Origin of the sequence: Micromonospora sp. NBC_01412, from assembly GCF_045040215.1 — a bacterium.
Lineage (GTDB): Bacteria > Actinomycetota > Actinomycetes > Mycobacteriales > Micromonosporaceae > Micromonospora > Micromonospora rubida.
Map to the genome: position 1 here is coordinate 4,338,025 of NZ_CP109528.1, position 23,721 is coordinate 4,361,745.

Sequence of the window (23,721 nt, forward strand, 5' to 3'; positions counted from 1 at the left end):
AGGCGGCGAACCAGGTGGTCGTCGATGGATTCCACGCGGTTTGTGCTCCTTGCGGGTCAGCGACTGGAGCGGCCCCGCAGCCGCGGGTCCAGAACGTCGCGAAGGGTGTCGCCCAGCAGGTTGAAGCCGAGAACGGCGATCATGATGCAGACCCCGGGCACGACCGACGGCCAGATCGACATCTCCATGAAGGACTTACCGTTGGAGAGCATCGAGCCCCAGGACGGTTGGGGCGGCTGCACACCGAGCCCGAGGTAGCCCAGGGACGCCTCGATCAGGATCGCGTAGGCGATGCTCGTGGTGAACTGCACCGCGATCGGGGCCATCGAGTTGGGCAGGATGTACTTGAGGATGAGCCGGGTGTTGCTCAGCCCGACGGCCTGGCCCGACTCCACGTACGGCTCCCGGCGCACCGACATCGCGGTGCCGCGCACGATCCGGGCGAAGCTGGGGATGAAGACGATGACCAGGGCCAGGATGAGGTTCTCCGTGCCCGGTCCGCGGGCGGCCACGACCGCTAGGGCCAGCAGCAGGGTGGGGAAGGAGAACATGATGTCGGTCACCGGGGTGATGATCGCGTCGAGTACGCCCCGGTAGAAGCCGGCGAGCAGCCCCAGCAGGATGCCGATGGCCCCGGCGCAGGTCACCACGATCAGGCTCACCGCCAGCAAGGTGCGCGCGCCGTAGAGCGCCCGGCTGAGCAGGTCGCGCCCGGCCTCGTCGGCGCCGAGCAGGAAGTCGCCACCGGGCGGGGCGAGCCGCTGGTTGGACATCGCGGTCGGGTCGTAGGGGGAGATCAGCGGGGCAAACGCCGCAGCCGCGGTCATCAGCACCACGATGACCAGCCCCATCAGGCCGACCTTGTCCCGCGTCATCAACTTCAGCAGGTGGCCGCCGCGACGCCCGACCGGCTTCGGGGTACTGGCCTGCTGCCGCTTGCCGCGAGGTTGGCGGCGGCCGGGAACGACTTCAGTGACCACTGCGCAACCTCGGATCCAGGTAGGTGTAGAGCAGGTCGACGAGGAGGTTGACCACGACGTAGAAGAGGGCCAGGAAGAGTAGGGTCCCCTGGACGACGGGGTAGTCGCGCTGGCTGATCCCCCGGATGACCATGGTGCCGAGCCCCGGCCACGCGAAGACCTGCTCCACGATGACCGTGCCGCCCAGCAGCGCCCCGGCCTGGATGCCCAGCACCGTCACCACCGGGATCAGCGAGTTGCGCAGGGCGTGCCGGACCATGACCACGCGTTCGGCCAGCCCCTTGGCGCGGGCGGTGCGGACATAGTCCTGGTTGAGCACCTCCAGCATGCTGGACCGGGTCATCCGCATGCTGATCGCGGCGAGGCTGGCGCCGAGGGTGACCGAGGGGAGGATGAGGTACTTCAGGCTGCCCAGGAAGCCCTCACCCTCCCCCGCGCCCTGGGACGGCAGCCAGCCCAGCGAGACCGAGAAGACGTACACCAGCAGGATGCCCAGCCAGAAGTTCGGCACCGACAGCCCGATCAGCGACACGACCCGGGTGCTCGCGTCGAGCAGGCCGTTGCGCTTGGTGGCGCTGAGCACGCCGAGCGGGATGGAGATGAGGATCGAGACCAGCAGCGCCGAGACCGCCAGCAGCAACGTGGACGGGAAGCGCTGCATGATCTCTTCGAGCACCGGCTGACCGGTGCGCATCGAGGTGCCGAGGTCGCCCTGGAGGAGGGCGCCCAGCCACCTCACGAACTGCTCGTACACGGGCATGTCCAGCCCGAAGTAGCGGCGCATCTCCGCCTCGATCGCGGGGTCGCCGAAGTCCTGGCCCATGATCGAGCTGATCACGTCGCCGGGAATCATGCGGATCACCAGGACTGAGATCACCGAGATCCCGAGCAGGGCCGGAATGACCGATATAAGGCGGATCAGCGTGATGCGCAGCATCTCTTGTCTCTCCCGGTCTGGTCTGGTCAGACTTCAGAACCGGGCACGCCAGGATCCGTGCCTGTGTCCTAGGCGGACTCCTCGTCGTCGCCGGTGACGGCCATGTCGCGGGCCCACTCGTGCGCACGCTTGGCGACCCGCAGCACCATCACCGAGCGGCTCTCCATCACCCCGTCGACGTGGCCCAGTCGCTCCGTCCAGAACTGGCGCATGGCGTTGCTGGAGGCGAAGTAACCGACGGCGATGACGTCGAACTGCCCGGTCACGTGGTAGACGTACGCGATCTCGGACATGCCCGCGAGATTGTCGATGAGCTGTTCGGTGCTGCCCGGTGAGCTCTGGATCTCGAAGAGCGTGTGCACCGGGCGGCCCATGAACGAGGCGCTGGGGATCGCGGCGAACTGCAGCTGTCCGTCCGCGACGAGTCGTTCCATCCGCCGCCGAACCGATCCTTCGGAGAGGCCGACCTTGGCGGCCAGCGCCACATTTGTCTGCCTGGGCTCCTGGACGAGTTCCCGGATGATGCTGCGATCTTTCTCGATCGAGCTCTTGGATGCCAACGTTGCTCCAACTCATGTGATGGCGGTATTCGTCGCTGCCGGGAGCCTAGAAGACGAACATCGTCTGTGCAACACTCCTGGTTGACGAATGGCGACGTTAAGGCGTCCAGACTGCGGGGGGTTCCATGGCCTTGCTGGAGGTGCGGGACCTGCGCACCGAATTCCGTGCTGCACGGGGTTCGGTGACGGCGGTCGACGGGGTCTCCTTCACCGTCGACGCGGGCGAGACGGTGGCCCTGGTGGGGGAGTCCGGGTGCGGTAAGTCGGCCACCGCGCAGTCCATCATGGGCCTGATCGTGCCGCCGGCCGGCGAGGTGACCGGCGGACAGGTCCTTTTCGAAGGAAAGGACCTGGTACGCCTGCGCCCTCGCGAGCTGCGAGCCATCCGCGGCAAGGGCATCTCGATGATCTTCCAGGACCCAATGACCTCGCTGAACCCGGTGCTGACCGTGGGAAAGCAGCTCACCGAGACCCTGGAGCTGCACCTGGGGCTGAGCCGCAGGGCCGCGCGGGCGCGGGCGGTCGAGTTGCTGGAGATGGTGCGCATCCCGGCCGCGGAGACCCGGCTGAGCTCCTATCCGCACCAACTCTCCGCCGGCATGCGGCAACGCGTGATGATCGCGATGGCGCTCTCCTGCCAACCCCGCCTGATCCTCGCCGACGAGATCACCACCGCGCTCGACGTCACCATCCAGGCGCAGATCCTGGAGCTGCTGCGTGAGCTGGCCCGGGAGACCCGTACCGCCGTCCTGCTCATCACCCACGACCTCGGGGTCGTCGCCGGCATGGCGGAGCGGGTCAACGTGATGTGCGCCGGGCAGATCGTGGAGCGGGCCGAGACGGTCGACCTGTTCCACCGCCCGCAGATGCCCTACGCCTGGGGGCTGCTGGGGTCGGTGCCCCGGCTGGACCTCGTCCGTGGCGGCAAGCTACGCCCGATCGCCGGCCGCCCGCCGGAGCTGTCGGAGATGCCACCCGGTTGCCGGTTCGCTCCCCGCTGCGCGCACGTCCGGGAGGCGTGCCAGGGCAGCTCGCCCGATCTCATCACGACGTGGGAGACGCCGGACCGGGGCCAGCTGACCCGCTGCTGGGGCATGCGACCCGCAGGCGAGGGCGGCTGGCTCTCCACCCAGGACCGCCGCCCCTACCTCTCGACGGAGGAGAGCTGATGTCCGAAGCCCCTGTCGTGCCGCACCACCTCAACCTCGTCAACGGCGAGTGGGTCGACGGGGAACGCCGGCCGAACGGCAATCCCGCGCGCCCCGACGAGGTCGTCAGCGAGTACGCCGTGGCCGGCCGGGACACCGCACGCGCGGCGATCGAGGCCGCCCGCCGTGCGCAGCCCGGCTGGGCCGGCCAGCCCATCGGGTCCCGGATGGACATCCTGGACCGCATCGGCACCACCATCCTGCGGCGGACCGAGGAACTCGCGGTCCTGCTCTCGCGGGAGGAGGGCAAGCTGCTCAGCGAGGCGCGCGGGGAGGTCACCCGGGCCGGTCAGACCTTCCGCTACTACGCTCACCAGCTGCTGCAACCACAGGGCGAGGTCTACTCGTCCACCCGCCCCAGAGTCCACGCCGAGGTCCGGCGCCGGCCGCTGGGCGTCGTCGGGATCATCACGCCATGGAACTACCCGATCGCCATCCCGGCTTGGAAGGTCGCGCCCGCACTCGCCTACGGCAACGCGGTCGTGCTCAAGCCGGCCGAGCTGGTCACCGCCTCGGCCGGGGAACTCGCCCGGATCATCAACGGGTCCGGAATGCCGCCCGGCGTGTTCAACCTCGTCATGGGGGCCGGCCGGGTGGTCGGCGAGGAGCTGCTGACCTCGACCGGGATCGACGGCATCTCCTTCACCGGGGGCACCGGCACCGGCAGCCACGTGGCACAGCAGTGCCTCGCCCACGGCAACAAGCGGTTCCAGCTCGAGATGGGTGGCAAGAACCCACTCGTGGTGCTCGACGACGCCGATCTGGAGGTCGCGGTGCGCTGCGCCCTGGACGGCAGCTTCTTCAGCAGCGGCCAGCGCTGCACGGCGTCGAGCCGACTGATCGTGCAGGCGGGCATCCACGACCGGTTCGTCGAGGCACTGGCCGCCGCGGCCGGTGCGCTACGGGTCGGCGATCCGCTCGACCCGCTCAGTGAGCTGGGCCCGGTGGTGAGCCCCGAACAACTGTCCCAGAACCTCGACTACGTCCGGATCGGGCGCGACGAGGGCGCGACCGTGGTGGCCGGCGGGACGCACCGCCCGGACGAGGGGCAGTTCATGCGGCCCACCCTCTTCGCCGACGCGCGCAACGACATGCGGCTGGCCCGGGAAGAGATCTTCGGCCCGGTCGCCTGCGTGATCAGCGTCGACGACCTCGACGAGGCGATCAGCGTGGCCGGCGACACCGAGTACGGGCTCTCCGCCGGGATCGTGACCACGTCGCTGTCGGCGGCCGAACGGTTCAAGCGGGACGCCCGCTCCGGCATCGTCTCGGTCAACCTGCCCACCGCCGGCACGGAGCTGCACCTGCCCTTCGGCGGCACCGGAGCCTCCAACCACGGCCCCCGGGAGCAGGGCGGCTACGCGCGGGACTTCTATTCCGTGCCGGTGACCTGCTACACCGGCTGGTGAGGACACCCATGACACCGAAGATCCTGCTCACCGAGCCGATCGCGGCGGCCGGCATGGATCTGCTGCGGGCGGCGGGCGAGGTGCACGTCGCCCACGCCACCGACCCGGTGGCCCTCGCCGCCGGGCCACTGGCCACCGCCGACGCCCTCGTGGTGCGCTCCTCACCGGTGACGGCCGGCATGCTCGAAGCCGGCCGGCGGCTCAGGGTCGTCGGCCGCCACGGCGCCGGGCTGGACGGCATCGACCTGGCCGCAGCCGACCGCCTGGGCATCCGGGTGGTCAGCACGCCGGGCGCCAACGCCGAATCGGTGGCCGAGCTCGTCATCCTGGCCGCCCTCACCCTCGCCCGGCAGGCACCGTCGGCCGCCGCGTCGTTGACCCGGGGCGCCTTCCCGGCCGGCCGGTCGCTGCCGTCCTCGGTCGTCGCGGCCGGGCTGACCGGGACCATGCTGGCCGGCCGGACCCTGGGCCTGGTCGGGCTCGGCGCGATCGGCCGGGGCGTCGCGACCCGCGCCCAGGGACTGGGCATGAACGTGATCGGGTACGACATCGCGACGGCCACCCCGCCCCCGGGGGTACGCCTCGTCGCGCTGGACGACCTGCTGCGCGACGCCGACGTGGTGAGCCTGCACGTGCCCCAGACCCCGCAGACGACCGGGCTCATCGGCGCCGACGCGCTCACCCGGATGCGGCCGGACGCCCTGCTGGTCAACACCGCGCGGGCCGGGGTCGTGGACAGCGGGGCCGTGCTCGCCGCGCTCGACGCCGGGCGGCTACGCGGCTACGCGGTGGACGTCTTCGCGCCCGAACCGCCCGACCCCGACGACCCGCTGTTGCACCATCGGAGGGTCTTCGCCACCCCGCACATGGCGGCGATGACCCACGACGCGCTGGACGCGATGGCCGTCGCCGTCGCGCGTAGCGTGATCGCGCACCTGGAAGAAGCCCTGGGAGGAAACGAATCGTGACCCTGTCCACCCCCGCGTCCACGCTCGCATACTTCGGCGTCGACACGCTGATCGACGACGACACCCGGGCCCTCCAGGCCGCGGTACGTGGCTTCGTCGACCGGCGGATCCGCCCGGAGATCGCCACCTGGTACGAGGACGGCAGCCTGCCCGTCCGGGACCTGGCCCTCGAACTCGGGCAGCTCGGCGTGCTCGGCATGCACCTGGAGGGCTACGGCTGCGCCGGCACCTCCGCCGTCGCGTACGGGCTGGCCTGCTTCGAGCTGGAGGCGGGCGACTCGGGGCTGCGCTCCCTGGTCTCGGTACAGGGATCGCTCGCCATGTACGCCATCTGGCGGTTCGGCTCCGAGGAGCAGAAGCAGCAGTGGCTGCCCCGGATGGCCGCCGGCGAGGCGATCGGCTGCTTCGGCCTGACCGAACCGGACTTCGGCTCCGACCCGGCCGGCATGCGGACCAGGGCCCGCCGCGACGGGGACGACTGGGTGCTCAACGGCACCAAGATGTGGATCACCAACGGCTCCGTCGCCGATGTCGCGGTGGTGTGGGCCCGCACCGACGAGGGCGTCCGTGGCTTCCTCGTACCCGCCGGCACCCCCGGCTTCACCGCCCCGGAGATCACCCGCAAGCTTTCCCTGCGCGCCTCGGTGACCTCGGAACTCGTCCTCGACGACGTGCGGCTGCCCGCCGACGCGATGCTGCCGGAGGCCGCCGGCCTGTCCGGGCCGCTGTCGTGTCTCAACGAGGCCCGCTTCGGCATCGTCTTCGGGGCGCTGGGCGCGGCCCACGACTGCCTGGAGACGACGATCGCGTACGCCCGCAGCCGGCTGATCTTCGACAAGCCGCTCGCCGCGTACCAGGCCACCCAGCTCAAGTTCGCCGACATGGGGCTGGAGCTGGGCAAGGGGATGCTGCTGGCGTTGCAGATCGGCGCGATGAAGGACGCCGGCACACTCGACCACCGGCAGATCAGCCTGGGCAAGCTCAACAGCGTGCGGGAGGCCATCGCCATCGCCCGCGAGTGCCGGTCCATCCTCGGCGCGGCCGGGATCACCCTCGACTACCCGGTCATCCGGCACTCGGCCAACCTCGAATCCGTGCTCACCTACGAGGGCACCTCCGAGGTGCATCAGCTGATCATCGGACAGGTGCTGACCGGCCACGCCGCCTTCAAGTGAGCGGGCCCGGCCTGGCCGGCCGGGAGGTCTGGGCGTAGGACTCGTTCGCTCATGGCGATGAACTTCGCGTGCGGCGCGGCGCGTGGGCTCCCCGCCTGCGGTTCGTCGTGCGGCCGGCCCGATCGGGAGTGGGAGCGGCGGCGATGGCGGCGGCGTCGGACCGCCGGTGACGCAGCTCGGTCAGCAGCACTGCCAGCGCGATCAGCGCGCCGAGCAGGCCCGTCGCGGCGAAGCCCCAGGCCGGTGCGGAGGCATCGATCACCGCCCCGGCCAGCGGGGCGCCGAGCGCCAGCCCCACCACCATCGCCGAGCCGTGCAGGCCCATCGCCTCACCCCGTACGCTCGCCGGCACCAGCCGGCTCACCGCGTCGGCGGTGGCGGCTACGGTCGGCGCGGTGAGCGCCCCGGACGGTAGCAGCACCAGGGCCAGCAGCCACCACTCGCCGCTGCCCAGACCGACCGGAATGGTGACCAGACCCAGCATCACGGTAAGGGTCAGCGACGGCATCGGGCGGGACAGCGCACCGTAGGTGAAGCCGCCGACCAACGAGTACGAGGCCCAGAGCGCCAGCACCACACCGGTCCAGTCGACCTGACCGACGTCACGCAGCGCCGCCACCACCGCCACATCGGAGCCAGCGATTACCAGCGTGCTGGCCGCGCCACCGGCGAGCAGCCCGATCAACCGTGGGGTCAGCCACTGCCGGCGGGGCAGCGGCTGCGCTGGCGTCGTCTCCTCGTCCCGGGCCCGGATCGGCGGGTTGAGCCCCAGCAGGGTGAGTCCGGCCAGCACGATGCCGCCGCCGACGGCGTACATGGTCAGGGTGGACGAGACACTGGTGGCCAGGGCCACCGCTCCCGCCGGCCCGATCATGAAGCTGAGTTCGACCGACATCGAGTCCAGCGCGTACGCCTGACGGCGCTGGGTCGGCGGGACCAGCGCGGCGATCGACTGCCGGACCACGGAGAAGACCGGGAGGGTGAGCAGCCCGCCGACGAACGCGGCGCCGAGCAGCACCGGGTACGGCAGGACCGGCGCCGTCCCCCAGAACAGCGCCTCGACCGCCGTGGTCAGCAGCAGCATCGGCCGCAGGCCACGCCGGTCGGCCAGCCGGCCGAGCAGTGGTGCGCCGAGCGCCGAACCGACCGTCATCGCGGCCCCGGCCAGTCCGGCGGCGAGATAACCGTGGCCCAGATCGAGTACGTGCAGCGTCATCACCACCGCGGTGGCTGCCACGGGCACCCGGGCCAGGATCGCGACCAGCAGCAGGGGCCGCAACCCCGGCAGCGCGAGCGCGTCCCGGTAGGGTTTTAGATCCAACACGGTCCGTACCTCCCGGGCGATCCTGGCCTAAGACGAGAAATTCCTAGATTTGGCTCCGGCGGGGTAGCCGTTCGCAACGCGTGACCTATCACCGATCCAAGGCGATCCAGTAGCGCCTCACTGGACCGTGCTCGGTGTCGCGGATGCCCTCGAGGACGCCGCCGTTGCGTTCGATCGTCCGGGCCGACGCGATGTTGTCGGCCAGACAAGGAATGAGGACGCGGTCTAGGCCCAGGACGACGCGAGCCTCCTTGAGCATCTCGCCGAGTGCCCAGCTCGCCAGTCCGCGACGGCGCGCGGACGGCCGGACGCCGTAGCCGATCTGGCCAATCTCGTCGTCGAACTTGTGCCGGAGGGCGATCCCTCCGAGTACGTGGCCGTTCTCGACGATCCACCGGGGTGAGCCGTGCTTTTCGTCCGGGCAGGGGTCGCCGGCCGGATGGGTCAGTCGGACCCGCTCGTGCACCCAAGCGGCGAAGCCTTTGAGGGAGTCCACGTCGTGAGAACCGAGGCCGAATCCGTCCTCGTGGAGGCCGGGGCCCCAGTCGTCGCGGCATTCCAAGAACGCGGCGTGCAGGCGGATGGTCGGCAGAATCAACGCGGGCATGCGGTCACGGTATTGAAAGCCGGACCGCTGAACGAGCCGCCTCTTGCCAACATCGATCACCCCCAGAAGCCGATTCAGCTCCACAAAGGCCAACGCGCTTAGGGGGCTACCAGGGGGCGATGTGGGGCCCTGCACCGCAATGTCAGCCAGATCAAAGACGCAACTCCGACGAGGAGCTCCGGGAGCGCAGCAAGCCCCTCGCGCGCTGCTTTCGTGATCTGCGTCACACGCGAGCCGGTCCGCATCCATTGACGAATCGGCCCACCAGGCCGGAGCGCGGCGAGGCTGAGCAGATAGGGCAGGGTCAGCCGGCTCGAACCATCGGTGTGCTCCTCCAGCGCGTGGACCGTCGCCTCGGCGGCATCGAGCAGGTCCCGTGAACGCGAGCTGCGCTCGTGCGGCAGGGGCAGTTGTGTACGTCATTCCACTTCGGATTAAGAGGACTCCACTTCGGATCTACTTGATCGATGTCCTTCGGATCGTCGATCGGAAAGCCGACAGACATAACCGCACGCATCACCGCCTCCGTAGCCTCGTCAGCACCGCACGCCGAGGAGGTTGGGTGTCTCACGTCCGCATCCGGGTCGAATTCACGCCGCTCGCCGACGACGACGAGTTCGTCCTCGGCCAGATGACCGACGAGCTGGCGGACGACCTCCGCGACGTCGGCGAGGTGGAGCGCGTTGAGCAGCCCACCACCGACCCGGCCGCCAAGGGCGTCGCCGAGCTGGCGCTCGGCGTGGTGACCGTGCTGGCGGGCGTCGACCCCGGCTACGTGCAGGCGCTGGTCGACGTGGTCCTGGCCTTCCTGCAACGCCACACCGGCCGCCGGGTGCACCTGCGGGTCGGTGACATCGAGCTGACCATCGACCGGCCCACCCACGGCCAGACCGACGAACTGATCAGGACGGTGCGGGCCGCGATCGAACGGTCCCGCCACTGATGGGTCGGCACGCCCTGCTGCTCGGCACGGCAGCCTGCCACGTCGACCGCGAGCTTGTGCCCCTTCCGTCGGTACGACAGGACGTGGCGCAGCTCAAGGCCCTGCTGGACGGTGCCGGCGAGTTCGACACCGTACGCGCCGAACTGGACCTGCCGGCCGCGCACCTGCGGCAGGCCGTCGAGGAGTTCTACGGCGCGCGGCGCAACGGCGACCTGGCGCTGCTCTACTACTCCGGCCACGGCGTGCTGCACGGCGACGGGCAGTCACTGTTCCTGGCCGCGACCGACACGGTCTGCGGGCAGTTGCACGCGACCGCGTTCGACACCGACGGCACCCTGCGCCATCTGCTCAACCACACCAAGGCCAGCCAGAAGGTGGTCCTCCTCGACTGCTGCTTCTCCGGCGCGTTCACGGCCCGGCACCGTTTCCGTGGCGGGGTGCGCGAGGAGCCACGGCGCACCAAGCGTGAGCGCGGCACCTTCATCCTGACCTCCAGCACCCACCTGAAGGCGTCGAAGGCGCAGGGGCCGGACCAGCCGTCGATCTTCACCGAGGTCCTCCTCACCGGCCTGCGGGGCGCGGCCGAGGGAACGGCGGACGACGGCTGGATCACCACCAACGACCTTTCCCGGTACGCCCTGACCGAGATGGCCCGGCGCCGTCAGCACAGCCCGGTCGAGTCGAGTGAGGGAGTCACCGAGCCGATCCGGCTGGCGACCGTGCCCGGATCCGCCGCCGCCGCGCGGCAGGTCGCAGCCGCCACGGCGAGCCCGGCGGACGAGGCTCCGTTCGACGCCGACCAGTGGCGCCGCCTGGTGACCTACTACGTCAACTGCATGCAGCGGTCGACCGTGCTGCAGTCCTTCATCGATCCCCAGGCAGCCGGTACGTACGTCGCGGCTCCGCCCGGGTCCGAGGCCGTTCTCACCTCGGACACGCCCGTCCGGCTGAGCGGCGCGGCTGCCAAACTCGCCGCGCGGGCCCGCGCCGACGGCGGGGAGGTGCAGTACGGCTATCCGGTCGTCGCCGTCCGGCCCGGTCGGGGTAGACCTCCCCGGCTCGCCCCACTCCTGGTCTGTGATGTCACCGTCGGCGCGGACGACATCCTGCACGCCTCCTTTCCACCCCGTCCCAGCTCAGCCCTCGTCGACCTGTTCCAGCTCTCCGAGGTGGAAGCCGACGAGCTGCGGCAACGCGTCGAGCAGGTCTTCGTGCCGGGTGACCCCGCTGCCCTGGTCGCCACCGTCGATGTGCTCATGAAGACGTTCGGGCTGGACCCGGTGGTCGAACTCGACCCGGCGATGCTCGTCGGCACCATCCGGCCGGGACCGGTGCGCGGGGTCCAGAACGCGGCCATCCTCTACACCGTCGACGCCACCGAGTCGCCGCAGCGGCAGCTCGTCGACGACCTGCGAGGCATGGTCAAGAATCCGAAGCTCATCGAGCGGACCGCACTGGGCGCACTGGCGCTGCGCCCGGACGAGGTGCCTGCCACGCCGGTCGTGACGGTGGCGATGAGCGCCACGAACGAGGCGCAGGAGGAGATCATCCAGGCGGCGATGTCGCAGCCGTTGACCGTCGCCCAGGGGCCGCCGGGCACCGGCAAGAGTCAACTGGTCACCGCACTGCTGGCCACCGCCACCGCCGCCGGCCAGAGCGTGCTGATCGGTTCCACCAGCAATCAGGCCGTCGACTCGGTGCTCGACCGGGTCGCCGACCTGATCGGTCCGGGCCTGCTGGTGCGTACCGGCAACAAGGAACACCGTCTGCAGGAACCGAAACATCTCGCCGACATCCTCGCGGCCTATCCGCCGGCGGAACACCCCACGCCGGACGACCGCACCCCGCTGCACGAGCTGCGGCTGCTGGCCGAGGAGGCCGCCGGCCTTCGGGGGACGCTGGACGAGCGGCGTCTGCTCGAACGCGACCTCGCCGAGCTGGCCGTCGAGCGTGACTCCGACCCGGGTGCCGGTGCGGCCACGCTGCCGGACGACGACAAAGCTCTGGCGCAGCTCGTCCACCTGACCGATCGAGCGCTCGCCAGCAGGTTGCTTCGATGGTGGTACCGGTGGCGGCTTCGGGCGTACCGGGTCGTCGACCGGGACGCCGTCGAGGCGCTCGCCGAGCGGGCGGTGATCGAGCTGCGCTGGCGGGGACGGCGGCAGCGTCTCGCTGAGCTGCCCGACGCCGACGCCTCCTGGCGGCGACTGGCCGACCTGATCGGCACCGAACGGCCCGCCCGCAGCATCGAGCTGCTGCGGGCGCAGATCGCCCGCCGGGTGGCTGCGGGAGCGCGCCTGTTGCAGGACCGGGCCGATGAGATGGCCAAGCCGCAGTCGGACAGCTGGGCCTACTTCCCCGAGCTGCTGCGGGTGCTGCCGGGCTGGGCGGTGACCGCGCTGTCCGCCCGGCGGCTGCGCAGAAGCCCCGCGCTGTACGACCTTGTGGTGATCGACGAGGCGGCGCAGTGCACCATTCCCGCGATCCTGCCCATGCTCTACCGCGCCAAGCGGGCACTGATCATCGGTGATCCGCGTCAGCTCGCGCCCGTCGTGGACCTGCCCGAGACTGACGACGTCACCGAGCGAGCCCGCGCCGATGTGAGTACCGGATGGCTGACCACCCGTCGGCTGACCTTCACGGGCCACTCCGCGTACGACGCGTTCGCCGCCGCGGCGGGCGCGACGCACCTTCTCGACGAGCACTACCGGTGCCACCCGGACATCGTCGAGGTGCCGAACCGGGAGGTCTACCAGGGGCGGCTCACGGTGCTGACCGACCCGGCCCGGCTGGCCGCACCGGCCGAGCCTGCGGTGCGCTGGCGCGATGCCCCCGGAAGGTTCAGCCCCGGGGCGACCGGTTCCGGGCGCAACCAGGTGGAGATCGATCAGGTCGTCACCGAGGTGGCGCACCTGCGGGCGGCGTACCCCGATGCCTCGATCGGGGTGGTCACGCCGCTCGCCGCGCACCAGCGTCGCCTGGCCTCGGCCCTGGGCGACGCCGGCCTCACCGACAACCTGCTCTGCGCGACCATCCATAAGTTCCAGGGCAGCGAACGAGACATCATGGTCGTCTCGCCGGTCGGGGCGCACGGCATCCCGGACCGCACCCGAGGCTGGCTCGTGCACCAGACCAACCTGTGGAACGTCGCCATCACCCGGGCCCGGTCCCAGCTCGTCGTGGTCGGCGACCGTTCGTGGTGGTCGGGGCAACGTGGACTGCTCACCGCTCTGGCCCTCGGCCGCGACGTCGCCGACAGTGTGCCGGATGCCTCAATGGTGGCTGCCGACCGGTTGCATCGTGCCCTCAGGGAATCCGGCCTCGCCGTGCGGCGTGACGTCCCCGTGGCTGGGCGGACCATCGACCTCTTTGCGCGCCACGCGGATGTCGAACTGGCCGTCGTCGTCGACGATCCGGCGGGCGCCTCCGACGGCCGAGGACTGCGTAAGGTGCTCGCCCATCTCGACATCACCGCCGGCCTCAATCCCGTCCGTCGAGTACCGGCATGGCGTTGTCTGGCGGAGCCGGAGCAGGTAGCGGCCGAGCTGACCGACGACCTGCGCCGGTTGGCAGGAAAGGACGCCCGGGAGTGGTGATGTCGGTCAGCCCACGGCTCAGGGCGATTGCGAAGTCGGGTGGGGGCGCTTCGATCAGGATGTCTGGGGGGTCCTGGCGTGGGCGCCGCTCCATGGCGGGTGTGTCTCCCGGCGCCTATGGAGCTGAGTCGGATACGACATCAGCCACGCTTGGAGTGCTCGGCGACCGTGAGCGACGACCCGACGGGGCGGTGGGTGACGTGACGGTGGTGGCCCGATCGGCGTTGATGACGTGGACGACTCAGCTCCATAGGCGCCGCCCCACGGCATCGACCGCCGCGCCCACAGCTCCGCCCCGGGCCACGGTCCCCGGGCCGACCGGGGACCGCACCCCCGACAAACGCAACGACCCTGGCCCACGACTGGGGAGCAGCGGCCAACCTTGGGTGATCCAGATCCGGACGTTCGTCGTGGCCGTACCGGGATCGTAAAATGTGGAAAGACTCCGAATCTCCTGTCCAAGTGCTTCCCAGCAGCACCCTTCTCTCCTTGGATGACGTCGTTCCACCATCCGGTGTGGTTGCTGTGGCCCGCCTGGACGGGGCTGCAATGACGGACGTGGACGGCGTGTTCGAGCAGTTCTCCGACGCGCTGCGGTTTCCGAGCTACTTCGGATGGAACTGGCCCGCCCTCTCGGAGTGCCTCAGCGACCTCCAGTGGCTTTCGGCCCGCCGCTATCTGATCATCATCGAGAACGCTCCCCGCATCCTGCGGGAAAACGTCGACAGGAGAGGAGTTTTCTTCAGTATTCTCGCTGAAGTCGGCCGTCACTGGGCGAATTCCTACGAACCTGAAGATTATGGAAAAGGTCCTCTCTTCCATGCCATTCTCTTGTGCGACGAGCACGAGGCGGATGCCCTTGAGCAGGAAGTCGCAGCCGCTTCGAGACCATGGTGGCGGATGAGCTGATCGGCCCAGGCGCGGCTGCCTTGTCAGCCGAGGTGGCCGTCGATCTCGGCCAGCTCCTCGGCGGCGAGGTCGAGGTTGTCCAGCGCCGCGACGTTCGCCTCCAACTGGGGAACGCTGCTCGCGCCGATGATCAGGCTGGTCATCCGGGGGTCGCGCAGCGCCCAGGCGAGCGCGAGCTGGGCCAACGACTGCCCACGCCGCTCGGCGATCGCGCCGAGCGCCCGGATGGTGGCCATCTTCTTCTCGTCGAGGTCACTCTCGTCGAGGAAGACGCTGGTGCGCACCCGGGAGTCCGCGGGGATGCCGCCCAGGTAGCGGTCGGTGAGCAGGCCCTGGGCGAGCGGGCTGTACGCGATGCAGCCCGCGCCGACCCGCTCCAGCGTGTCCAGCAGCCCGTCGTCCTCCGTCCAGCGGTTGAGCATCGAGTACGACGGCTGGTTGATCAGCAACGGCGTGCCCAGCTCGCGCAGGATCGCGGCGGCCCGCTCGGTCTGCTCCGAGTTGTAGTTGGAGATGCCGACGTAGAGCGCCTTGCCGGAGCGGACGACGGCGTCGAGCGCGCCCATCGTCTCCTCCAGCGGGGTGTCCGGGTCGTACCGGTGCGAGTAGAAGATGTCGACGTACTCCAGTCCCATCCGGCGCAGCGACTGGTCCAGCGAGGACACCAGGTACTTGCGGGAGCCCCACTCGCCGTACGGGCCGGGCCACATCAGGTACCCGGCCTTGGTGGAGACGACCAGCTCGTCCCGGTACGCCCTCAGGTCGGCGGCGAGCATCCGGCCGAAGGCCTCCTCGGCGGCGCCCGGCGGCGGTCCGTAGTTGTTCGCCAGGTCGACGTGCGTGACCCCGAGGTCGAAGGCGCGCCGGACGATGTCCCGCTGCCGCTCGAACGGCCGGTCCGGGCCGAAGTTGTGCCACAGCCCGAGCGAGACGGCGGGCAGCCGCAGCCCGCTGCGCCCGGCTCGGCGGTAGGTCATGGTCTCGTAGCGCCCGTCGGCGGCAAGGTGGGTCACGGCATCGACCATATCGCCGGTACGGCGGTGGTCAGCCGTACCGGGACGTCGGCACACTCTGCCGCAGTCGCTCGGCCGGTGCCGGCTCGAAAGTTGGGCGGTGGAGGCAGCAGGCCTTGCTCGGGCTGCGTTCTTAGGGGCATGAACCGTAGGAGATTCTATGGATTTTGAGACCCGGCAGGACTTCACCGCCTTCGTCGGAGCACGGTCACCCGCGCTGTTCCGTACCGCACTGGCCCTCACCGGTCACCGACAGCAGGCCGAGGATCTCCTGCAGACGGTGCTGGCGAAGGCGTACCACCGCTGGGGGGACGTTCGTCACGGGCACCCAGAGGCGTACGTGCGCAAGGCCCTGTACCGCCAACAGGTGAGCTGGTGGCGCCGGCCGATGTGGGGTCGGGAGGTGGTCACCGATCGGCTTCCCGACTCGCCCGGCACGGACCGCACGGACCAGGTCGACCTGAGCCTGGCGTTACGGAAATCCCTGCGGAAGTTGGCGCCGAAGCAGCGTGCGGTGCTCGTCATGCGATACCTGGACGACCTGCCCGACGAAGAGATCGCCCAGGTCCTGCGGTGCAAGCCGGCCACGGTTCGTAGCCAGGCCGCCCGAGCCCTTGAGCGGATTCGTGCCCTCTGCCCTGAACTAATCGATCGCCAGGAGGTTCACCAGTGAGCGCCCAACTTGAGGGGGCTGTTCGGGAAGCCCTTGAGGACCTTGCCTCTTCCGCCGCACCCCCGGACCTGACGCGGGGGGCGATAAACAGGGCCAACCGGCAGCGCGCCGCCCGCCTCTCCGTTGCCGGGCTCGCCGCGGTGGCGGCGGCGATCGTCGCCGTACCGATGGTTGCCGGCGGTCTGGCCGGCCCCGACGATCCTCTGGCGGCCGGCGCCGGCCAGCCGGGGTCCGTCAAGCCCTTCGTCGTGACGGCCTACAGCGGAGTGAACGGCACAGCGGACGTCGGGACCGCAGACGACTATTCGCTGCTGCTCGACCCCGCGACCGGCACGTACGAGAAGGTCCCGTACAACGAGGCGGTGCCGTCCCCGGACGGAAGTCAGGTCCTGGTGCATGAGGGGGACAACAGCACCGCGCACCCGTCGAGGCGGGGCCTGATGGACAGGGCCAGCGGGAAGGTCCGGTGGTTGCCGGGTAACTTCGGCTACACCGACGGTGCCACCTGGTCGCCGGACGGCACGCAGATCCTGATCTCCAACAAGCCGAAGGTGACAACCGATCCCGGCCATGGCTTCCTGCTGGTGGACGCGGAGACCCTGGCCATCCGACTGGTCGGGTCACCCGACATCAATTCGCGCAACGCCGTCGGGGCGAACTTCGTCTGGACCCCGCAGGGGAAGGAGTTGGCGCTCGTCCACACGACCAACCCGACCGGGGCCGGGCCGGCGGAGGTGACCGGCATCGGTTACTACGACCTCGCGGGAAAACTGACCCGCACTGTTCCCGTCACGAACGGACTACTGGGTGATGGCGCCCAGTTCTCGCCGGACGGCAGTCGGATCGCCCTGGACGAACCGCCCGGCAGTGACGACATCCGGATCGTGGATGTGGCCACCGGCATCGTCCACCAGCAGTTCTCCGTGCCGACCGCCGGTCGGGTGCTGGGCTGGTACGACAGTTCGCACCTGATCGTCTACGACTACGGCGATCCTGATCTCACCGAGCGGCCCAGCGTGAAGGTCGTCGACCTGGCCGGCAAGGTGACGCGGACGGTGCCGTTCGCGGAGGGTGCGGAGAGCGCCCAGCGCGTATACCTCGGGGCGTCGGCGAGCCTGCAGACGGGGGTCGAGAAGCTGGCGTTCTGAGCCGCGGCTCCCGATCCCGCCGGCGCGGCTGCCACCCGGCTGACTCTTCCCCGCTACCCCCTGTCCAACGCCTTGGCACGGAACCCGTCCGCGCCAAGGCGTTGGGCGTGGAGACGCTGGGGTCCTTCCTATACCGAATGTGTCAATAAGGTGCCCTACCTTTCGCGTAGTTTCGGGGGATGCGCTTCGTTCAGCTCGACACCCCCAAGCCCATCTCCAAGATCGGCCTCGGCACCTGGCAGTTCGGCTCGAAGGAGTGGGGCTACGGGCCCGACTACGAGCGCCGGGCCGCGGACATCGTCCGGCGGGCGCTCGACCTCGGGGTCACCCTCTTCGACACCGCCGAGGTGTACGGCTTCGGCCGCAGCGAGCGAATCCTCGGCGCGGCCCTCGGCGACGACCGGGGCAAGGTCGTGGTGGCCAGCAAGATCTTCCCGTTGCTGCCGGTCTCCCCGGTGGTGCAGCAGCGGGCGGTCGCCTCGGCGGCCCGGCTCGGCGTCCGCACCATCGACCTGTACCAGGTGCACCAGGCCAATCCGGTGGTCGCCGACACCACCACCATGCGGGGCATGCGGGCGTTGCAGGACGTCGGGCTGGTCGCCGAGGTCGGGGTGAGCAACTACAACCTGCGCCGCTGGCGGTTCGCCGAGGCCGCGTTGGGCCGGCGGGTGCTCAGCAACCAGGTCCGCTACAGCATGGTCGACCGCGGGCCCGAGGAGGACCTGCTGCCGTACGCGAAGCAGGCCGGCCGGATCGTCATCGCGTACAGCCCGCTCGCCCAGGGCTTCCTGTCCGGCCGGTACGACGCGCGGAACCCGCCGAGCGGGGCGGTGCGCCGGGCCAACCCGTACTTCCTGCCGGAGAACCTGGAGCGCGGCGCCGCGCTGATCGGCGCGCTGCGCGAGGTGGCCGACGCGCACGACGCCACGCCCAGCCAGATCGCCCTGGCCCACCTGCTGCGCCACCCCAACGTGGTGGCCATCCCCGGCGCGTCGAGCGTGGAACAGGTGGAACGCAACGCCGCGGCCGCCGAGATCGACCTGGCCGACGACGAGTACGCGGCGCTGGCCACCGCCGCCCGCGCCTTCCGCCCGGTCACCGGCCTCGCGGTGTTGCCTAAGCTGATCCGCGCCCGGGCGGGGAGGTGAGGGCCCCGGCCCGTGTGGGCGACGGGGCGGGTCGGTGGGCGGTGCCGCGCTAGCGTTGGTCGGGTGACTGAGCCCAACCAGGTTCTCCCGGTCCCGCCCGCCGACCTGCCCGCCACCCTGGGCCAGCTGCGGGCCGCCGGGCACCGACACCGCACGGTCAAGCAGGAACTCCGAGACAACCTCCTCGCCCGGATGCGCACCGGCGAGGACCGCTTCCCCGGCATCGTCGGGTACGACGACACGGTGCTGCCCGAGGTTGAGCGGGCACTGCTCGCCGGCCACGACATGGTGCTGCTCGGCGAGCGCGGTCAGGGCAAGACCCGGCTGATCCGCTCGCTGGCGGCACTGCTCGACGAGTGGACCCCCGTCATCGCCGGCTCGGTGCTCAACGAGCACCCGATGCGCCCGCTCACCCCCGCCTCCCGCGCCCTTGCCGAGTCCGCCGGCGACGACCTGCCGGTCGCCTGGCTGCACCGCTCGCTGCGCTACGGGGAGAAGCTCGCCACCCCGGACACCAGCGTCGGCGACCTGATCGGCGACGTGGACCCGATCCGGATCGCCCAGGGGCGCACCCTCGGTGACCCGGAGACGATCCACTTCGGGCTGGTGCCCCGCACCAACCGGGGCATCTTCGCCATCAACGAGCTGCCCGACCTGGCCGAGCGGATCCAGGTGGCGCTGCTCAACGTGTTGGAGGAGCGGGACATCCAGATCCGGGGCTACCAGCTGCGGCTGCCGCTGGACCTGTTCCTGGTGGCCAGCGCCAACCCGGAGGACTACACCAACCGGGGCCGGATCATCACCCCGCTCAGGGACCGGTTCGGCGCGGAGGTCCACACCCACTACCCGCTGGAGCTGGAACTGGAGCTGGCGCTGATCCGGCAGGAGGCCGACCCGGTCGGCGAGGTGCCGGAGCACGTGCTGGAGGTGCTCGCCCGGTTCGCCCGCGCGGTGCGCGAGTCGCCGTCGGTCGATCAGCGCTCCGGCGTCTCCGCCCGGTTCGCCATCGCTGCCGCCGAGACGGTCGGCGCCGCCGCGCTGCGCCGCTCCGGCCTGCTCGCCGCCGGCTCCGAGCCGGCATCCGAGGCGCCGGTCGCCCGGATCGGCGACGCCGTGTCGGTGACCTCGACGCTGCGCGGCAAGGTCGAGTTCGAGAGCAGCGAGGAGGGGCGGGAGATCGAGCTCCTGGCTCACCTGCTGCGCACCGCCACCGCCGACACGTTCCGGGCCCGGCTGGCCGGGCTGGACCTGTCCGGCTTCACCGCGCTGGTGGACGACGAGCGGGTGGTCGAGACCGGTGAGCTGGTCTCCTCGGCCGAGCTGCTGCGCCAGGTCGGCACCGTGCCGGGGCTGGCCAAGGCGCTCGACCGGCTCGGGTTGGGCGACGCGCCGACGCCGGAGCAGGCGGCGGCCGGTGTGGAGTTCGTCCTGGAGGGGCTGCACCTGACGCGCCGGCTCGGCAAGGACGTCACCGACAGCGGGCGCACCGTCTACGGCAGCCGGGGCTGAGCCGTGGCCGGCAACCGGTTCCGGTATGGGCAGTGGCGCGACGGGCCGGACCCGCTCGCCCCGCCGTACGACGTGCGGGCGGCGGTGGACGCGGTCGGCGCGGAGATGCTGGCCGGGGGCAGCCTGCGGAAGGCGCTGCGTGACCTGCTGCGGCGCGGCCCACAGGGCCGGGGCGGCCTGGACGACCTGGTCGCCCGGGCCCGGCGGCTGCGCCGGGAGACGCTGCGCCGGGGCGACCTGGACGGCGCGGTGACCCGGGCCCGGGCGCTGCTCGACCAGGCCCTCGCCGCCGAGCGGGACGAGCTGCGCGGGCGCACCGACGAGGCGGCCCGGTTCGCCGAGGCGGTGCTGGGCAACCTGCCCCGGTCCACGGCCCGCGCCGTGCAGGATCTCTCCGGGTACTCGTGGGCCAGCGCCGAGGCCCGGCAGGCGTACCAGCGGATCCTCGACGGGCTGCGCGGCGACGTGCTGGAGCAGCGCTTCGCCGGGCTGCGGGCCGCGGCGCGGGCCGCAGCCGACCCGGCCGCCCAGCGGCAGCTCGCCGAGATGATGCGCGACCTGAACGACCTGCTTGCCCAGCATGCCCGGTCGGAGGACACCACCGACGCGTTCGCCGAGTTCATGCGCCGGCACGGCGAGTTCTTCCCGGAGCGGCCGAGGGACGTCGACGAGCTGGTCGACGTGCTGGCCCGGCGCGCGGCGGCGGGGGAGCGGCTGATGCGGTCCCTGTCGGACCGGCAGCGCGAGGAGCTGGCCGGCCTGATGCGCCAGTCCCTGGGCGACCGGCTGGCCGGCGAGCTGTCGGCGCTGGACGCGAACCTGCGGGCGCTGCGCCCCGACCTGAGCTGGAACCGGGGCGAGCGGGTCCGCGGCGAGCAGTCGCTCGGGTACGGCGAGGCGGCCGACGCGCTCGGTGAGATCGCCGAGTTGGACGAGCTGTTGGACGCCCTCGACCAGGACCAGCCCGGGGCCACCCTGGACGACGTGGACGTCGACGCGGTGTCCCGGACGCTGGGCCGCGACGCCGCCGACGACGTGCGCCGGCTGCGGGAGCTGGAACGGGAGCTGCGCCGGCAGGGCTGGGTGACCCGGGACTCCGACGGGCTGACGCTGAGCCCGAAGGCGCTGCGCCGGCTCGCCGGCACCGCCCTGCGCCGGGTCTTCGCGGACCTGACCGCCGGGCCGCGCGGCCAGCACGACCTGCGCTCGGCGGGCGCGGCCGGCGAGGTGAGCGGGGCGTCCCGGCCATGGGAGTACGGCGACGAGCAGCCGCTCGATGTGGTGCGCACCCTGTCCCGGGCGGTCCGTCGGGCTGGCCCGACCGTGCCCGTGCAGCTCGCGCCCGCAGACTTCGAGGTGATGGAGACCGAGCGCCGGGCGTCGGCGGCGGTGGCGCTCTGCGTGGACCTGTCGTACTCGATGATCTCGCAGGGGCGGTGGGGGCCGATGAAGCAGACGGCGCTGGCGCTGTCCCACCTGGTGGCGACCCGGTTCCCGCAGGACGCGTTGCAGATCGTCGGCTTCGGCCGGGAGGCGGCGCCGCTCACCCAGGCGGAACTGGCGGCGGTGGAGCCGGACCTGCAGCAGGGCACCAACCTCCAGCACGCGCTGCGGCTGGCCGGCCGGCATCTGCGCCGCCATCCGGGCGCGGAGCCGGTGGTCCTGGTGGTCACCGACGGTGAGCCGACCGCCCACCTCGACCCCGACGACGGCGAGGCGTACTTCCACTGGCCGCCGCTGCCGGAGACGATCGAGGCGACGATCCGGGAGGTGGACCGGTTGAGCCGGGCCGGCGCAACGCTCAACCTGTTCATGCTCGGCGACGACCAGGGCCTGCGCCGCTTCGTCGACGCGGTGGCCCGCCGCTCCCGGGGCCGGGTGTTCACCCCGGACCTCGACGACCTCGGCGAGTACGTGGTCAGCGACTATCTTCGCGCCCGCCGGGGCCGCCGCTGACGCCGGGCATGTCGGGGTCGCCCGGCGTCGCCGCTGACGCTGGCCCCGGGGCGGGCGGCCCCCCACGTCCTCCGGCGATCGCCCTGCCGGGGTGGCCCTTGCGGGTCCCTTTGGAGCTGATGTCGTAGACGACTCACGGCCCTGCCGCACCAGTGAGGTCCTTCCCCCGTCGGGGTGCTCGGCATCGCGCCTCGTCACGGGTACCTGGCACCCCGGTCCGTGTACGCGTTAGCCACTCGGTCCGTCGGGCGGGACGGAGCCGGAGCCAGGGACGGAGCCGGAGCCAGGGACGGAGCCGGAGCCAGAGACGGAGGCGGGGCGGGCACGGGGCGCGGGGCGCGGGGCGCGGGGTCGATGTCGTGAACGACTCAGCTCCAAAGGACCCGCAAGACCACCCCGACGGCCGGTCCCGTCCGGGTGAACCGGGTGCGGTAGCCCGCCGGTGTCCGCCCGGCACCGGGGTTGACTGGGGATCGTGGACAGCGCGGGGTTGCGGCGGGCGTACGACGAGGTGCTCGCCGAGGTGGACGCGGGCGGGTTCGAGCCGCCGGGCGGCGGGGAGCTGAGCGCCGAGCAGATCGTGGCGCACCTGGCGGCCAACGACGAGCTGATGAGCGAGGCCACCGAGGCGGTGCTCGCCGGGTCGCCGTTCGCGTACTACGACCTGGAGACCGTGCACCGGCCGCAGCTCGATGCCCTGGTCGCCGAGTACGGCGGGCAGACCGGGCTGGCCGGGCTGGCCGGCATGCTGCGCGCCACCAGCCAGAGGCTCTGCGTACTGGTGGACCGGCTGGGTCCGGCGGCGGCGCAGACTCTCGTCGAGACCCGCCTGCACGAGGACGTCGACCTGCGGGTCGACGAGGCGCTGCCCTGGGCTCGCACCCTCGACCTGCACACCCGGGTCCACCTGCCCAAGCACCTCGCCCAGCTCCGCGCCCTACGCCCGGAGCTGCATGCCCACCGCGGCTGACGACCGCGACACCCGGGCCTAGAGCGTGTGTAGGCGCACGGCAGCGTGTCCTGGCAGCAGGCGGGCGCGATCGCCGTCAGCGAAAGCCGATCGCCGTTGCGACGATGAGCGGAGTTCGGGTAGATCGGGGTTGGGCGGCCTTTCGGGAACCGGCGGTGGCCCGGGTGGGTGCGCGAGATCCGTTCGATCGTGACCGCTGTACGGACCAGGACCATGTCAGGGGTTCACCGGCGCTCGTCTGCCCAGGGAGCAGACCTGACAGCCCCCAGCGGGCGGGCCCGGCGAACCCCGCGCTGAGCCGAGGTAGGCCGACTTCGACCCAGGGCCTAGTCGACGACCGTGACGTCCTTCCAGAAGGCCACCCGGTCGCGCACCATCTCGGCATCCGGCTTCGGCTCCGGGTAGTACCAGACCGCGTCGGCGCTGGTCCGCCCGTCGTGCGCCAGCGTGTAGTACGAGGCGGTGCCCTTCCAGGGGCAGAAGGTGTGCGTCGACGACTCCCGGAGCACGTCATCGCGCAGGGCGGTGCGCGGGAAGTAGTGGTTGCCCTCGACCACCACCGTGTCGGCGCTCTCGGCGATCACCAGGTCGTTCCAGATGGCTCTCGGCATGCTGCCCACGGTATGCCGCGTGACGTGGGAGCGGCCACCGTGGACGTCCCACAGGATCGATCCGTCGCGCGTACAGT

At 71.1% G+C, this 23,721-nt stretch carries 20 protein-coding genes; 13 read left to right on the plus strand and 7 right to left on the minus strand.

Features of this window, described 5'->3' with window-relative positions; all coding sequences use genetic code 11:
• Positions 1–56: 56 nt before the first annotated feature.
• From OG617_RS19895 to OG617_RS19905, 3 genes are all read right to left on the minus strand, one after another.
• Positions 57–980 carry an ABC transporter permease gene (locus OG617_RS19895; protein WP_405094557.1) on the minus strand — a complete coding sequence of 308 codons (924 nt, stop codon included), beginning with the start codon at positions 978–980 and terminating at the stop codon, positions 57–59.
• The gene (gene nikB, locus OG617_RS19900) at positions 970–1,917 is read right to left on the minus strand and encodes a nickel ABC transporter permease (protein WP_405094558.1); all 948 of its coding nucleotides are present in this window, start codon (positions 1,915–1,917) and stop codon (positions 970–972) included. Before nikB ends, OG617_RS19895 begins: the two co-directional genes overlap by 11 nt.
• Before the next feature lie 68 nt (positions 1,918–1,985).
• Complete coding sequence (locus OG617_RS19905) at positions 1,986–2,477, minus strand: Lrp/AsnC family transcriptional regulator (RefSeq protein WP_405094559.1); 492 nt, start codon at positions 2,475–2,477, stop codon at positions 1,986–1,988.
• A 125-nt stretch (positions 2,478–2,602) separates the two neighbouring features.
• Between OG617_RS19905 and OG617_RS19910 the strand changes: the two genes are divergently transcribed.
• Genes OG617_RS19910 through OG617_RS19925 form a run of 4 tightly spaced genes read left to right on the plus strand, consistent with a single transcriptional unit; the run spans position 2,603 to position 7,237 of the window.
• Complete coding sequence (locus tag OG617_RS19910; RefSeq protein WP_405094560.1) at positions 2,603–3,646, plus strand: ABC transporter ATP-binding protein; 1,044 nt, start codon at positions 2,603–2,605, stop codon at positions 3,644–3,646.
• Positions 3,646–5,094 (plus strand): aldehyde dehydrogenase family protein, encoded by a 1,449-nt coding sequence (locus tag OG617_RS19915; RefSeq protein ID WP_405094561.1) that lies wholly within the window; start codon positions 3,646–3,648, stop codon positions 5,092–5,094. Before OG617_RS19910 ends, OG617_RS19915 begins: the two co-directional genes overlap by 1 nt.
• A gap of 8 nt (positions 5,095–5,102) precedes the next feature.
• Entirely contained in the window at positions 5,103–6,062 is a 960-nt protein-coding gene (locus OG617_RS19920; RefSeq protein WP_405094562.1) for an NAD(P)-dependent oxidoreductase, read from the plus strand.
• Between the two features lie 47 nt (positions 6,063–6,109).
• Positions 6,110–7,237 carry an acyl-CoA dehydrogenase family protein gene (locus OG617_RS19925; RefSeq protein WP_405103837.1) on the plus strand — a complete coding sequence of 376 codons (1,128 nt, stop codon included), beginning with the start codon at positions 6,110–6,112 and terminating at the stop codon, positions 7,235–7,237.
• 49 nt (positions 7,238–7,286) lie between these two features.
• Here OG617_RS19925 and OG617_RS19930 read toward each other — a convergent pair whose 3' ends face one another.
• Together OG617_RS19930 and OG617_RS19935 are read right to left on the minus strand one after the other, a co-directional pair.
• On the minus strand, positions 7,287–8,582 hold the full coding sequence (locus OG617_RS19930) for an MFS transporter (protein WP_405103839.1): 1,296 nt from the start codon (positions 8,580–8,582) through the stop codon (positions 7,287–7,289).
• Positions 8,583–8,649: 67 nt separating this feature from the next.
• The gene (locus OG617_RS19935; RefSeq protein WP_405103841.1) at positions 8,650–9,252 is read right to left on the minus strand and encodes a GNAT family N-acetyltransferase; all 603 of its coding nucleotides are present in this window, start codon (positions 9,250–9,252) and stop codon (positions 8,650–8,652) included.
• Positions 9,253–9,730: 478 nt separating this feature from the next.
• On the opposite strand from OG617_RS19935, the gene OG617_RS19940 reads away from it, so the two are divergent.
• From OG617_RS19940 to OG617_RS19950, 3 genes are all read left to right on the plus strand, one after another.
• Positions 9,731–10,111, plus strand: a complete 381-nt coding sequence (locus tag OG617_RS19940; protein ID WP_405094563.1) for a hypothetical protein — start codon at positions 9,731–9,733, stop codon at positions 10,109–10,111.
• Positions 10,111–13,707, plus strand: coding sequence for an AAA domain-containing protein (locus tag OG617_RS19945; protein ID WP_405094564.1), 3,597 nt, complete (start codon positions 10,111–10,113; stop codon positions 13,705–13,707). The genes OG617_RS19940 and OG617_RS19945 overlap by 1 nt, the downstream gene beginning before the upstream one ends.
• Positions 13,708–14,196: 489 nt before the next feature.
• Entirely contained in the window at positions 14,197–14,616 is a 420-nt protein-coding gene (locus OG617_RS19950; RefSeq protein ID WP_405094565.1) for a barstar family protein, read from the plus strand.
• 23 nt (positions 14,617–14,639) lie between these two features.
• Here the strand turns inward: OG617_RS19950 and mgrA are convergent, their stop codons facing one another.
• Positions 14,640–15,629: an L-glyceraldehyde 3-phosphate reductase gene (gene mgrA, locus OG617_RS19955; RefSeq protein ID WP_405094566.1), complete on the minus strand. Its 990-nt coding sequence runs from the start codon at positions 15,627–15,629 to the stop codon at positions 14,640–14,642.
• A 160-nt stretch (positions 15,630–15,789) separates the two neighbouring features.
• Between mgrA and OG617_RS19960 the strand changes: the two genes are divergently transcribed.
• The 6 genes from OG617_RS19960 to OG617_RS19985 all read left to right on the plus strand — a co-directional run bounded on the left by OG617_RS19960 (position 15,790) and on the right by OG617_RS19985 (position 23,033).
• Complete coding sequence (locus tag OG617_RS19960) at positions 15,790–16,302, plus strand: SigE family RNA polymerase sigma factor (RefSeq protein WP_405094567.1); 513 nt, start codon at positions 15,790–15,792, stop codon at positions 16,300–16,302.
• A complete protein-coding gene (locus tag OG617_RS19965) occupies positions 16,299–17,450 on the plus strand; it encodes a hypothetical protein (protein WP_405094568.1) in 1,152 nt (383 codons plus the stop codon). Before OG617_RS19960 ends, OG617_RS19965 begins: the two co-directional genes overlap by 4 nt.
• A gap of 179 nt (positions 17,451–17,629) precedes the next feature.
• Positions 17,630–18,598 (plus strand): aldo/keto reductase, encoded by a 969-nt coding sequence (locus OG617_RS19970; RefSeq protein ID WP_405094569.1) that lies wholly within the window; start codon positions 17,630–17,632, stop codon positions 18,596–18,598.
• A gap of 63 nt (positions 18,599–18,661) precedes the next feature.
• On the plus strand, positions 18,662–20,107 hold the full coding sequence (locus tag OG617_RS19975; protein WP_405094570.1) for a magnesium chelatase: 1,446 nt from the start codon (positions 18,662–18,664) through the stop codon (positions 20,105–20,107).
• Between the two features lie 3 nt (positions 20,108–20,110).
• Positions 20,111–22,063 (plus strand): vWA domain-containing protein, encoded by a 1,953-nt coding sequence (locus OG617_RS19980; RefSeq protein WP_405094571.1) that lies wholly within the window; start codon positions 20,111–20,113, stop codon positions 22,061–22,063.
• A gap of 475 nt (positions 22,064–22,538) precedes the next feature.
• Positions 22,539–23,033: a hypothetical protein gene (locus OG617_RS19985; RefSeq protein WP_405094572.1), complete on the plus strand. Its 495-nt coding sequence runs from the start codon at positions 22,539–22,541 to the stop codon at positions 23,031–23,033.
• Between the two features lie 326 nt (positions 23,034–23,359).
• On the opposite strand, the gene OG617_RS19990 is transcribed toward OG617_RS19985, so the two are convergent.
• A complete protein-coding gene (locus tag OG617_RS19990) occupies positions 23,360–23,644 on the minus strand; it encodes a DUF427 domain-containing protein (RefSeq protein ID WP_405094573.1) in 285 nt (94 codons plus the stop codon).
• Positions 23,645–23,721 lie beyond the last annotated feature (77 nt).

Coding starts and splice junctions, on each gene's coding strand:
- nikB (WP_405094558.1), bottom strand. CDS start 1,917: ATGCTGCGCATCACGCTGATCCGCCTTATATCGGTCATTCCGGCCCTG.
- OG617_RS19910 (WP_405094560.1), top strand. CDS start 2,603: ATGGCCTTGCTGGAGGTGCGGGACCTGCGCACCGAATTCCGTGCTGCA.
- OG617_RS19915 (WP_405094561.1), top strand. CDS start 3,646: ATGTCCGAAGCCCCTGTCGTGCCGCACCACCTCAACCTCGTCAACGGC.
- OG617_RS19920 (WP_405094562.1), top strand. CDS start 5,103: ATGACACCGAAGATCCTGCTCACCGAGCCGATCGCGGCGGCCGGCATG.
- OG617_RS19945 (WP_405094564.1), top strand. CDS start 10,111: ATGGGTCGGCACGCCCTGCTGCTCGGCACGGCAGCCTGCCACGTCGAC.
- OG617_RS19960 (WP_405094567.1), top strand. CDS start 15,790: ATGGATTTTGAGACCCGGCAGGACTTCACCGCCTTCGTCGGAGCACGG.
- OG617_RS19970 (WP_405094569.1), top strand. CDS start 17,630: ATGCGCTTCGTTCAGCTCGACACCCCCAAGCCCATCTCCAAGATCGGC.
- OG617_RS19990 (WP_405094573.1), bottom strand. CDS start 23,644: ATGCCGAGAGCCATCTGGAACGACCTGGTGATCGCCGAGAGCGCCGAC.